Below are 12,224 nucleotides of genomic sequence, written 5' to 3'. Positions count from 1 at the left end.
ATGAATAAGATAATGTACAAAATAGGTAAAATAGTAAATACCCACGGAATACGCGGGGAAATCAAAGTGGTTCGGATAAGTGACTTTGAAGAACGTTTTAATAAGGGAAATACAGTTTATGTGATCAAAGAAAATAAAGAACCACTTCCAGTAGTAATTAAATCGCACCGTATACACAAGGGATTTGATTTACTTGTTTTTGAGGGTTATGACTCTATAAACGACGTTGAAGGCTTTAAAGGAGCATCTTTAGAAATAACAGAAGATCAGCTTACTGAACTGGAAGAGAATGAATTCTATTATCACGAAATTATTGGCTGCACCGTATTTTCCGAAGAAAATGAAGAAATAGGAAAGATTAAAGAGATACTTTCTCCTGGAGCCAATGATGTTTGGGTTGTCCAACGTGCTGGTCAAAAAGATTTGCTTATTCCATATATAGAAGAAGTGGTTAAGGAAGTAGATACTCAGGAAAAAAAAGTTGTGATTAAGCCGATGGAAGGGTTGCTTGATTAAGATGCATATAGATGTCTTGACACTGTTCCCGGAAATGTTGACAGGGATGTTCCAGTCATCCATATTAAATAAAGCACATGAGAAAAATAAATACAGTTATGATTTAATTAATTTTCGTGATTTTACGGAGAATAAGCATCAAAAAGTAGATGATTATCCATATGGCGGTGGCGCCGGAATGGTGTTAACACCCCAGCCTATTTTTGATGCGGTTGATTGTGCAAAGAAACAGACGAATTCCACAAAAGAACCGCGCATTATTTTAATGTGTCCACAAGGGGAAGCTTACACTCAAAAAAAGGCGGAGGAGCTTTCAGAAGAGGAACATCTAATATTTATTTGTGGGCATTATGAAGGGTATGATGAAAGGATCAGAGAACATTTGGTGACAGATGAGATTTCTATTGGTGATTATATCCTAACCGGGGGAGAGCTTGGAGCTATGGTAGTTATTGATAGTGTTGTTCGGCTGCTTCCAGATGTATTGGGGAATAAGCAATCTGCTCCCGAAGATTCTTTTTCCACAGGATTATTAGAATATCCTCATTACACAAGACCTGCAAACTTTCGTGGGTTATCGGTGCCCCCAATACTACTTTCAGGAGATCATGCCAAGATAGAGACATGGCGAAGAAAAGAATCATTAAAAAGAACCTATCAACGCAGAAGAGATTTAATTGATGAAACGTGCTTAACGGAAGAAGACAACGTTTTATTAGAAGAGGTAATGAGTGAGGAAAAATAATTCTTAATTATTATTGATCTATTTTTCTTGTTATGGTATATTATATGATGTGCTTAAAGAGTTATTTAAGCCGCATAAACGATGTTCCGCTGTCACTTATTGAGATATGAGCATTGGTTTGGAAGGAGTGAACAGGATGCAAAAATTAATCGAAGATATTACGAAGGAACAGCTTCGTACAGATCATCCTGATTTCCGCCCGGGTGACACTGTAAAAGTTCACGTTAAAGTTGTAGAAGGAACTCGTGAGCGTATTCAGGTATTCGAAGGTGTTGTTATTAAGCGCCAAAACGGTGGAATCAGCGAAACATTTACAGTAAGAAAACTTTCTTATGGCGTAGGTGTTGAACGTACATTCCCAGTACATTCACCTCGTATCGATAAGATTGAAGTTTCTCGTCGTGGTATTGTACGTCGTGCTAAACTTTACTATCTACGTAATCTACGTGGTAAAGCAGCACGTATTAAAGAACGCAGATAATAAAAACTTGGAAAGGAGCTTGTCTTATGTACAAGCTCCTTTTTGCTTTTATAGAAAAGTAAATAAGGATACAATAGAGGAAGAAGAAATTCGGAGGAAGCGCCATGGCTAAAAAGAAAAATGAGTGGTTTGATTGGTTAAAAGCTTTATTAATAGCATTTGGGTTAGCATTTATCGTGCGTATGTTTTTTTTCGCTCCTATTGTGGTAGACGGACCCTCGATGTTGCCGACCTTACACGACCGTGATCAAATGATTGTAAATAAGTTTGTATATCGTTTACACGAGCCAGAACGATTTGATGTAGTTGTATTTCATGCTTCGGAGGAAAAAGATTTTATTAAAAGGGTCATCGGTTTACCTGGAGAACATGTCGAAGTTAGTGATAACAATCTTTATATTGACGGGGACTTAGTGGAAGAGCCTTTTTTAAGCGAACAAAAAAAAGACATGAAATCATATCAAATTCTCACCAGTGACTTTACATTGGAGGAGCTTCCTGGCAATCATGAAGTGATCCCTGAAGGCCATGTGCTTGTATTAGGGGATAACCGAGGTAATTCTACAGATAGCCGAATGCTCGGTGTTATTCCAGTTGATGAGCTTGTTGGAAGAACAAGTATTATATATTGGCCTTTTCAGAGGATACAGACATTAGGAGAGTAGGTAATAAATATGACAATACAATGGTTTCCAGGCCATATGGCAAAAGCAAAACGTGAAGTTGAAGAGAAATTAAAGTTAGTTGACTTTGTAATGGAATTAGTTGATGCTCGTGCTCCACTATCATCACAAAATCCTATGTTGCAACAGGTTTTGCAAAATAAACCGAAAATGGTTGTCTTAATGAAGAGGGATTTAGCTGATCAGAAGGAAACGGAAAACTGGATAAATTATTTTCAAAGTCAATCCATACCCTCTTTAGCAGTAAATGTAAATGAAAAAGCTGATATAAACAAAGTAATTCAATTAGCTAAAGAGCTAGGAAAAGAAAAAATGGAAAAACTTAAGAAAAAAGGAATACAACCAAGACCTGCGCGGGCGATGATTATCGGGATTCCCAACGTAGGTAAGTCCACTCTGATAAATCGGCTTGCGAACAAAAAAATTGCCAAGACTGGCGACCGTCCCGGTGTAACCAAACAACAGCTTTGGATAAAAGTAAAAAAAGACTTTGAACTGCTAGATACTCCAGGTATACTATGGCCTAAATTTGAAGATGAAACTGTCGGATACCGACTAGCCGCTATTGGAACAATTAAAGATCAATTACTCTCTTTACAGGATATTGTTGTGTTTGTTATAAAATATATGCAAATACATTACCCTGGTTTACTAGAGCAAAGGTATGATCTTGCCGGTGAAACAACAGATATGCTGCATATTTTTGAATCGATAGGCAAGAATAGAGGAGCCCTAGAGAGCGGAGGAAATGTTAATCTTCAAAAAGTGTCCGACCTTGTACTTCGTGATCTAAGAACAGGCAGGCTTGGAAGAATTACTTTGGAATCTCCGGAGGATTCAAGGGAATTGGTGGAATAATGTTTTAGCCGAACGATTATTCGAACTTTCTAATTGAAATTCGAATCAGTTCGGCTTTTCTATTTTACTACAATAATGTATACAAGTAATTTTATTAAACTGTTATTATGGCCGGTCATAAACAAATAGAATAAATTGCCGATATAAATAGATAGAGGAAGGTATGGGGAGCCAGTGGAAAAACAATCAATTAAGGAAATAAGAAATTTATTTGATACAGGAGAGATCAGTGAAGAATTATTTTTAGCTCTGAAAAATGATGAGCGAAAAGGCGTGCAGCAACTTTTAAATCGGTTTGAAAATAAAAAACGAAAAGAGAGAGAGTTGGAAGAAGCCTTTTTGAAAATGAGTACATATGAAAATAAATGTTATAAAGAAGGATATCAATTAATTGCTGGCGTGGACGAGGCAGGAAGAGGGCCTTTAGCTGGCCCTGTAGTTGCTGCCGCAGTAATTCTCCCACAAGAGTTTAAATTACCTGGATTGAACGATTCGAAGCAATTAAACGAAAGCCAAAGAAATAGTTTTTATTCAATTATAACAGAGAAAGCAATCAGTTACGGTATTTCCATTATTAATAGTAAACAAATTGATGCAATAAATATATTTGAGGCAACAAAAACAGCTATGAACGAAGCAATTAATAAGCTTCAGCCAAATGCTGATTACGTTTTAATAGATGCAGTTGAACTGAAAGGTTTATCATGTCCATCAGAATCTCTCATAAAAGGGGATACAAAAAGCATATCAATTGCAGCAGCGAGTGTGCTGGCCAAAGTAACTCGAGATCGTATTATGAAGGATTTACATAAAGAATACCCTGTGTACAAGTTTGCTACAAATATGGGTTATGGAACAAAGGAGCACCTTGCTTCTATAGATGAATTTGGTATAACGCCGTACCATAGAAAATCATTTGCTCCAATAAAAGATTTAATATAATTTACAAGGAGGTTCTCTGATTGGATGCATTTAAAATAAATGGATATCATTCTGCCAAAATAATATCCAATCAACCTAAGCTACAGTCTGGTCAGATTCTAAAAGGTCATATTTTGAAAATATTTCCTGATAATAAAGCTTTAATCCAGCTTGGTAATAAAAGGATGAATGCTCAATTAGAAGCTTCCTTAACAATTGGAGGAAGGTATCATTTTTTAGTAACCTCTACAGACCAAATGGTACGATTAAAGGTGTTGGGAAAGATAAGCAAAAGTAAGGGAAAAGAAAATATAGATGAGCTGATAAATCATTTAGGTCTAAAGGTAACTAAATATTCCACTACTCTTGTAGATGAATTAATTAACAAAAAAATCCCTTTTGATAAACACCAATTAGTAAAAGCACTCCAGCTATTAGGGGCTACAAAAAATAAAACCGATGCCATTCGCATACTAGTGCAGATGATCGAAGGGAAAATCCCTTTAACTACTTCAACCTACGCAGCTTTTGAAACGAGGTTTGGTTCCATTTCACTAAACGAAGAGTTAAAAGCCTTATATAACCAGTTACAAAACAATGGCGACCACCGAGTATTACATGATCAATTACATGATCTGTTACAACGTCCGCGAGGTATAGAAAATATTGTTAGCAGGCAACTATACAATGAAATGAAAGTAGCAGGTTATGACATGGACAGGTTTTTTCGTTTTACTGGTATGAGTGGGGGAGGAATACGTAGTACTGAGCAAGAAAACTTGATGGCACAAGTAAATAAAACTAATCCTAATTCAGCCTTATCAAGTGAAATGGGGGCAGCCCTAAGCAATTTACGACCAGAGTTGATGGGTAATTTACCTTCTCAGCTAACAAAAATGGTTGAGAATAAAATGATATTAATGGAGGAAGCCAAAAAAATGATATCTTTTTGGAAAACACTTTCTCCATCTATAGAACAGCTACCGACACAACTATTTGCACAGCTAAGGCAACAGATTAATGATAAAATCTCCCCACTATTGACGGTTGAACAAAAGCAATATATTACAACATATTTGAAAAATAATACAGTCTCATTAGACCGCGTCTTCGCATTTATAGAAAGTTTGTCCGACGAAAACTTGTATTCCATAGCTACAAGATTATTAGGAAGGATAAATAAGGACCGTAATTTTTCTCTATCCTCACCTAAAGAGCAATTCTTATTGCATCTCAATCACCAATTGAATCATATTGGTTTGAACGACGAGCACAATATATCAAAAGGGCTAACTAATGAGATAACTGTAAAGCAATTATTAATACAAATACTTTCCAATAATGATGGTTCTATCTCAGAGCAGAGTCAAAAGCTCCTTCATTATATTAATGGAATACAGCTGAATTCAGTAATGGATACTTCTAGTGGGATAGCAGCTAATCTTCTATTACCAGGTGAAAAAATTGGCTTAAAAAATGATCTTGAACTTGATTTTAAAGGCAAAAGAAAAGATAATGGGGAAATTGACCCGGATTATTGTCATATCGTTTTTTATTTGGAGCTTGCGAATATTAAAAATACAATTATCGACATGAATATCCAAAAGAGAAATATTAATCTTACAGTTTTTAATCAATCAGGGCATCTTAAGTATCTACCTGAGAGCTTGAAGGCAGTTTTAAAGAATAAGCTCACAGAGCTAGATTATAACCTTACACATATACAACTAAAGGACGGCAATATAAAAGAGCTTGAAAAAGCTGATCATAGCGTTAATACAAATCCATACAAAGGGGTGGACTATAGGGTATGAACAAGCATGTGCAAAAGGCAGCCGCGCTTAAATATGATCAGAGCAATCAGACAGCACCTGTAGTTTCTGCATCAGGAAAAGGTCTGACAGCTGAGAATATAATTAATAAAGCAAAAGAAAATAACATCCCAGTGCTCGAAGATCCATCTCTTGTTGAGCTTCTAGCAGAACTTAATATAAATGAAAAAATCCCTGAGGAGTTGTATCAGGCAGTAGCAGAAGTCTTTGCTTTTATTTACCATACGGATAAAAATCTTAATCATACCGAAAAACAATAACAATTCTGTGACAACAAATTTCCCTTATTCTTGTGAAATTTGTTGTTTTTTAATACAATAGAAATGCAGTGAATTTTGATGGGAGGATTAAGGATGAACATTCATGAATATCAAGGGAAAGATATCTTGCGAAACTATGGCGTGAACGTTCCTAATGGGCATGTTGCATATACAGTTGATGAAGCTGTAGAAGCTGCAAAAAAACTAGGAAGTGGCGTTACTGTAGTTAAAGCTCAAATCCATGCTGGCGGCCGAGGAAAGGCTGGCGGTGTAAAAATTGCTAAAAACTTGGACGAAGTGCGTACATACGCTGATGAAATACTTGGTAAAACGTTGGTAACACATCAAACGGGGCCAGAAGGTAAAGAGGTAAAGAGACTTCTTATCGAAGAAGGCTGTGATATTAAAAAAGAATATTACGTAGGTGTGGTTCTTGATCGTGCCACTTCCCGCGTTGTTATGATGGCTTCAGAAGAAGGCGGAACAGAAATTGAAGAAGTCGCTGAAGCTACTCCAGAAAAGATTTTTAAAGAAGTTATTGATCCTGTAGTAGGCCTATCAGGCTATCAAGCTCGAAGACTAGCTTTTAATATTAATATTCCTGATGAACTAATCGGTAAAGCTGTTAAATTTATGTCAAGCCTTTACACTGCATTTGTGGAAAAGGATTGCTCAATTGCTGAAATTAATCCATTAGTTACTACTGGTGATGGGGAAGTTCTTGCATTAGATGCAAAGTTAAACTTTGATGACAATGCGTTGTTCCGTCAGAAGGATGTAATGGAATTACGTGATCTTGACGAAGAAGATGAAAAGGAAATCGAAGCATCAAAATATGACCTGAGCTATATTTCTCTAGATGGTAATATTGGCTGTATGGTAAATGGTGCTGGTCTTGCGATGTCCACGATGGATATTATCAAACATTATGGCGGAGATCCGGCAAACTTCCTTGATGTTGGGGGCGGTGCTACTGCTGAAAAGGTAACAGAGGCATTTAAAATTATTCTATCCGATTCCAACGTAAAAGGGATTTTTGTTAATATCTTTGGTGGTATTATGAAGTGTGATGTAATCGCCGAAGGTGTTGTGGAAGCGACTAAACAAGTTGGTCTTGAAATTCCATTAGTAGTCCGTTTAGAAGGAACAAACGTGGAATTAGGGAAGAAAATCCTTGAAGAGTCTGGTTTGAATATCACATCTGCAGGTTCGATGGCTGATGGTGCTGAAAAAATAGTTTCCATGGTTAAGTAGTAATTTTATTCGGAATAAGATCATGTAGAAAGGACGGACGAAAATGAGTGTATATGTAAATAAAGATACAAAAGTAATTGTCCAAGGTATTACAGGTGGAACAGCAAAATTCCATACAAAGCAAATGCTCGAGTATGGAACCAAGATTGTTGGTGGAGTTACTCCTAAAAAAGGCGGTACTGAAGTAGAAGGAGTACCCGTTTTTAATACAGTTAAAGAGGCAGTTGATCAGACTGGTGCTACTGCATCCGTTATATATGTACCTGCACCTTTTGCTGCAGATGCAATCATGGAAGCGGTGGATGCAGAATTAGATCTTGCAATCTGCATTACGGAACATATTCCTGTCATGGATATGGTAAAAGTTAAACGTTATATGGAAGGCAAGAAAACACGTCTTGTTGGTCCTAACTGTCCTGGTGTTATTACACCAGAAGAGTGTAAAATAGGTATTATGCCTGGATATATTCATAAAAAAGGACATATTGGCGTAGTTTCTCGTTCAGGAACACTTACTTATGAAGCTGTGCATCAATTATCTGAAGCAGGTTACGGCCAGTCTACAGCAGTAGGAATTGGTGGAGATCCAGTAAACGGAACTAACTTTATTGATGTTTTACAAGCCTTTAATGAGGACCCTGAAACAGAAGCAGTAATTATGATTGGAGAAATCGGCGGTACTGCAGAAGAAGAGGCGGCTGAATGGGTGAAAGCAAATATGAAGAAGCCTGTAGTCGGCTTTATCGGTGGAGCTACTGCACCTCCAGGAAAACGTATGGGACATGCCGGTGCTATTATTTCTGGAGGAAAAGGAACTGCTGATGAAAAAATTCGTGTCATGAATGAATGTGGCATAAAAGTAGCTCAAACTCCTGCTGTTATGGGTGAAACAATGATAAAAGCACTAGAAGAAAATGGTTTAAAAGAAAAATGTAAAACTCATTAATAAATTCATTATAAACAGGAACCTGGAAGATACTTTGACAGGTTCCTGTTATTATACTATTACTAGGAAGGAAGGGATTTAACTGAATTCCATTCGTAAAAGATTAATTCATATTGCCTTATGTAGAGGTTCAACACGACGCTTTATCCGCAATGTTTTAAGAAAGGATCCTCATTTGAATAACATCTATCATCTCTCTCCTGCTGCTTTAGCTCAACACTACGCGTTGACTCCGAAGGCTAGTAATTATTTTTACAATGATCTTCGAAGTAACTCAATTTTTAACCAACTCACAGTCTATTTAAAAGAATATAATATCCTAACCATATTTGATAAAGTCTATCCTCCATTATTAAAACACATTCCTGATGCCCCACTCGTGCTGTATGCGGTTGGGGATGTTACCCTTTTACACCAAACACCCTCTTTAAGTGTAGTAGGCACAAGACATCCATCTATAGAAGGAAAAAATAAAACAAAATGGATGCTAGAAGAATTAATAGAGCTTGGTTGGATTATTATTAGTGGTATGGCTGCAGGAATAGATAGTCATGCACATTATCTCTCTTTAAATAATAACGGAAAAACAATAGCCGTTTTAGGAGGTGGATTCAAACATATTTACCCACGGCATAACATTCCTTTATTTAACGATATCACAAAACGAGGTCTTGTTTTATCTGAGTATCCCCCACATATGCCTCCGCAAAGATACCATTTTCCGGAAAGAAACCGTATTATCAGTGGACTTAGTTTTGGTACACTTGTAATTGAAGCAAAAGAAAGGAGTGGCACTCTAATCACCGTGGATCAGGCTCTTGAGCAGGGGAGAGAAGTGTTTGCTGTTCCGGGCTCACCTTTTATACCTCAAACGGAAGGATGCCATAAAATGATTCAAGAAGGAGCTATGCTTGTTAAGAGTCCGCAAGATATTATCGAGGAATGGTACGAACATGGACATAATCTATCTAATCTTCAGTCAACAAATCCTCAAAGTAAATTCTCCCACCTATAAAATAAAAATTTACCGTATGTTTGACAAAAGTGAAGTATATATTTACTATTAGTGAAGATTTCCATTTATTATTTGCAAGTGCATTTTGGGAGGAAATACAATGTCAGATTATCTAGTAATCGTAGAATCACCAGCAAAAGCTAAAACAATTGAACGATATTTAGGGGAAAAATATAAAGTAAAAGCATCCATGGGCCATGTCCGTGATCTTCCAAAAAGTCAAATGGGTGTTGATATAGAGGATCAATTTAAACCAAAGTACATTACTATACGGGGAAAAGGTGATGTATTAAAAGATTTACGGGCTGCAGCCAAAAAGGCAAAGAAAATATATCTTGCAGCTGACCCGGATAGAGAAGGAGAGGCCATTGCTTGGCATCTCGCACATATATTAAATGTAGATGAAAAATCAGAATGTCGGGTTGTATTTAATGAAATCACCAAAGATGCAATTAAAGAGTCTTTTAAACATCCACGTACGATAGACACAGATTTAGTAGATGCACAGCAGGCAAGAAGAATTCTTGACCGTTTAGTGGGTTACAACATAAGTCCACTACTATGGAAGAAGGTAAAGAAAGGCCTAAGTGCTGGTCGTGTCCAATCTGTAGCATTAAAAATGATTATCGATCGGGAAAAAGAGATCGAAAACTTTAAACCTGAAGAATATTGGTCCATTGAAGGTTTATTCGAAAAGGATAAAGAAAGCTTCGAAGGTTCTTTTTATGGTATCGAAGGGAAAAAGCAAGCACTTAAAACAGAAGAATATGTCAAGAAAATTATTACTGGATTGGATAGTAAAAGATTTAGTATCGATAAAGTAAATAAAAGAGAAAGAAAACGTAATCCTGCAAAACCATTTACAACATCCTCTTTACAACAGGAAGCTGCTCGTAAACTAAATTTCAAAGCTAAAAAAACAATGATGGTTGCTCAGCAGTTGTATGAAGGAATAGATTTGGGAAAGAAAGCCGGCGGGATAACAGGTCTTATAACATACATGAGAACAGATTCTACCAGAATTTCAGCTACAGCTGTACAAGAAGCAAAAGGGTATATTGAAGATTCTTATGGGAAAGATTACCTGGGGAATTTAAAGCAAGCAAAACAGAAGGAAGGCGCCCAGGATGCGCATGAAGCTATTCGACCAACTTCAGTTTTACGGGACCCTAAAACAATGAAAGCAATTCTCTCAAGGGATCAATTGCGTTTATATAAATTAATATGGGAAAGATTTTTAGCGAGTCAAATGGCACCAGCAATACTAGACACTATGACAGTCCATTTAATAAACAATGGAATCGAGTTTAGAGCTACTGGATCTAAAATCAAATTTAAAGGGTTTATGAAAGTCTATGTTGAAGGCAATGATGACCAGAAAAAAGAGGACGATAAATATTTGCCAGATTTAAAAGAAGGTATGGAAGTAAACGCCAAAGAAATAAATCCAAATCAACATTTTACACAGCCACCTCCAAGATATACAGAAGCAAGATTAGTACGTACCATGGAAGAATTAGGAATTGGCAGACCTTCAACGTATGCACCAACCTTAGATACCATTCAACGAAGAGGTTATGTTACTATTGATAATAAACGGTTTATCCCAACTGAATTAGGGACCATTGTCCTTGAACTAGTTGACGAATTTTTCCCCGAGATTATTGATGCAGCCTTTACAGCCAAAATGGAAGGCGATTTGGACGCTATTGAGGAAGGGAAAACAGAATGGGTAAAAATTATTGATGAATTTTATCAGGATTTTGAAAAAAGACTGGAAATAGCAGAAAAGGAAATGGAAAAAGTAGAGATTCGTGATGAACCAGCCGGCATTGACTGTGAAAATTGCGGACATGAAATGGTTTATAAAATGGGACGATATGGAAAGTTCTTAGCTTGTTCAAATTTCCCGGAATGCCGAAACACGAAGCCTATACTTAAAGAAATAGGAGTAACATGTCCCAAGTGTAAAAAAGGTAACGTGGTCGAAAGGAAAACAAAAAAACGGAGAGTTTTCTATGGTTGTGATCGTTATCCTGAATGCGATTTTATTTCGTGGGATAAGCCAATATCAAGACCTTGTCCAAAGTGTGACGCATTGTTAGTAGAGAAGAAGAGCAAAAAAGAAACACAAATCCAATGTACAAATTGCGAATACAAAGAAAAGCCTCAAACCTAATATTTTATTACAATTGAAACTACTCCTCGTTTTATGGAGTAGTTTTTTCGTTGTGAAATAATAGTGACAATAGATTTTAATATATATGTTCAGGTTATACGATGATGCAGAAAATAGATATACTGCGACGTAACTAAGAATATAGAGGCTGCGTAAATTGCCACTACGGGGAAATATTCCGCTTTCCGCGGGCGGCTGATGAGCTTCCTCACGCTACGCGTTCGGGGATCTCATCGAGGCCTCTCCTCCCGCAGGACAAGGAAAGCTTCGTCAGCAAGGCATCGCACGAAGAAAATGTGTATTTTCATTTTCGAGGAGTCTCCATATTTCCCCTTCGCTACTATTTCCTATTATATCTACGAAAAAAATTGCGTTCGCATACACCCAGAATGTGCTGTGTACAAATTGATTGGAGTGGAGGGCGGCGACTCCTGCCGGCGGAAAGCGTCCGCATGCAACGGAAATCAATGGGGCGCGTCTACTCAAATATTTCACTGAGCTTTTTATAAGCCAAGTTAGGTCGCAGTTCCTTCC

12 protein-coding genes are annotated in these 12,224 nt (G+C 37.0%); all 12 read left to right on the top strand.

Annotation, left to right across the window (positions count from 1 at the left end; all coding sequences use genetic code 11):
* Window positions 1-516, top strand: a complete 516-nt coding sequence (gene rimM / locus BME96_RS10975) for a ribosome maturation factor RimM (RefSeq protein WP_019376493.1) — start codon at window positions 1-3, stop codon at window positions 514-516.
* Between the two features lies 1 nt (window position 517).
* Window positions 518-1,261, top strand: a complete 744-nt coding sequence (trmD, locus tag BME96_RS10970) for a tRNA (guanosine(37)-N1)-methyltransferase TrmD (RefSeq protein WP_060680825.1) — start codon at window positions 518-520, stop codon at window positions 1,259-1,261.
* Between the two features lie 136 nt (window positions 1,262-1,397).
* Window positions 1,398-1,742 carry a 50S ribosomal protein L19 gene (gene rplS / locus BME96_RS10965; protein WP_019376491.1) on the top strand — a complete coding sequence of 115 codons (345 nt, stop codon included), beginning with the start codon at window positions 1,398-1,400 and terminating at the stop codon, window positions 1,740-1,742.
* 104 nt (window positions 1,743-1,846) lie between these two features.
* Window positions 1,847-2,407, top strand: coding sequence for a signal peptidase I (lepB, locus tag BME96_RS10960; RefSeq protein ID WP_019376490.1), 561 nt, complete (start codon window positions 1,847-1,849; stop codon window positions 2,405-2,407).
* Window positions 2,408-2,416: 9 nt separating this feature from the next.
* Window positions 2,417-3,283, top strand: coding sequence for a ribosome biogenesis GTPase YlqF (ylqF, locus tag BME96_RS10955; RefSeq protein ID WP_019376489.1), 867 nt, complete (start codon window positions 2,417-2,419; stop codon window positions 3,281-3,283).
* Between the two features lie 174 nt (window positions 3,284-3,457).
* Window positions 3,458-4,225 carry a ribonuclease HII gene (locus tag BME96_RS10950; protein WP_060680815.1) on the top strand — a complete coding sequence of 256 codons (768 nt, stop codon included), beginning with the start codon at window positions 3,458-3,460 and terminating at the stop codon, window positions 4,223-4,225.
* A gap of 20 nt (window positions 4,226-4,245) precedes the next feature.
* Window positions 4,246-6,018 (top strand): hypothetical protein, encoded by a 1,773-nt coding sequence (locus BME96_RS10945; RefSeq protein ID WP_060680817.1) that lies wholly within the window; start codon window positions 4,246-4,248, stop codon window positions 6,016-6,018.
* Window positions 6,015-6,296: an EscU/YscU/HrcU family type III secretion system export apparatus switch protein gene (locus tag BME96_RS10940; protein ID WP_019376486.1), complete on the top strand. Its 282-nt coding sequence runs from the start codon at window positions 6,015-6,017 to the stop codon at window positions 6,294-6,296. Before BME96_RS10945 ends, BME96_RS10940 begins: the two co-directional genes overlap by 4 nt.
* Window positions 6,297-6,389: 93 nt before the next feature.
* A complete protein-coding gene (gene sucC, locus BME96_RS10935) occupies window positions 6,390-7,550 on the top strand; it encodes an ADP-forming succinate--CoA ligase subunit beta (RefSeq protein WP_060680819.1) in 1,161 nt (386 codons plus the stop codon).
* A gap of 43 nt (window positions 7,551-7,593) precedes the next feature.
* The gene (sucD, locus tag BME96_RS10930) at window positions 7,594-8,496 is read left to right on the top strand and encodes a succinate--CoA ligase subunit alpha (RefSeq protein WP_040955681.1); all 903 of its coding nucleotides are present in this window, start codon (window positions 7,594-7,596) and stop codon (window positions 8,494-8,496) included.
* 175 nt (window positions 8,497-8,671) lie between these two features.
* Window positions 8,672-9,511: a DNA-processing protein DprA gene (gene dprA / locus BME96_RS10925; RefSeq protein WP_231478610.1), complete on the top strand. Its 840-nt coding sequence runs from the start codon at window positions 8,672-8,674 to the stop codon at window positions 9,509-9,511.
* Window positions 9,512-9,611: 100 nt separating this feature from the next.
* Complete coding sequence (gene topA / locus BME96_RS10920) at window positions 9,612-11,690, top strand: type I DNA topoisomerase (RefSeq protein ID WP_060680821.1); 2,079 nt, start codon at window positions 9,612-9,614, stop codon at window positions 11,688-11,690.
* Window positions 11,691-12,224: the final 534 nt, after the last annotated feature.

It is taken from the genome of Virgibacillus halodenitrificans, from assembly GCF_001878675.1.
GTDB classification, from domain to species: Bacteria; Bacillota; Bacilli; order Bacillales; family Amphibacillaceae; genus Virgibacillus_Q; species Virgibacillus_Q halodenitrificans.
Note: the sequence above shows the minus strand (reverse complement) of the source record. Positions and strands in the feature narration are given on the sequence as shown.